Source organism: Citrobacter sp. Cf118 (genome assembly GCF_030334095.1).
Lineage (GTDB): Bacteria > Pseudomonadota > Gammaproteobacteria > Enterobacterales > Enterobacteriaceae > Citrobacter > Citrobacter freundii.
Genome location: NZ_JAOWES010000037.1, coordinates 1 through 465, shown reverse-complemented (window position 1 = coordinate 465; position 465 = coordinate 1). Strand labels below are relative to the sequence as shown.

The window sequence follows — 465 nt, the reverse complement described above, 5'->3', positions numbered from 1 at the left end:
CCTTTGAATGGGTTCATGTGCAGCTCCATCAGCAAAAGGGGATGATAAGTTTATCACCACCGACTATTTGCAACAGTGCCTAATCTAGACACTTCCGAGCCGTTGATTGGACTGACCCCACGCCCGTAGACAAATTCTGTCCTCACGACGAGGCCTGTTCGAAGGCCTCCGGACTGACGCCGCCGAGGTGACTGTGGCGCCGGGCCCGGTTGTAGAACACTTCAATGTAATCGAAGATATCCGCCCGGGCTAGATCCCGGGTTTTGTATATTCTCTTCCTGATGCGCTCTTTTTTCAGTGAACTGAAGAACGATTCGGCCACCGCATTATCCCAGCAGTTGCCACGCCGGCTCATGCTCGGGACCAGGTTATTAGCCCGGCAGAAGGGTGATGCTGCCAACTTACTGATTTAGTGTATGATGGTGTTTTTGAGGTGCTCCAGTGGCTTCTGTTTCTATCAGCTGT

Annotated in this window: 1 pseudogene; it reads right to left on the bottom strand. The window is 52.3% G+C overall.

From position 1 onward, the window contains the following. Window positions 1–142: 142 nt before the first annotated feature. Window positions 143–385, bottom strand: a pseudogene (locus OGX67_RS00500) (IS3 family transposase); the annotation flags it as partial. Between the last annotated feature and the right edge of the window lie 80 nt (window positions 386–465).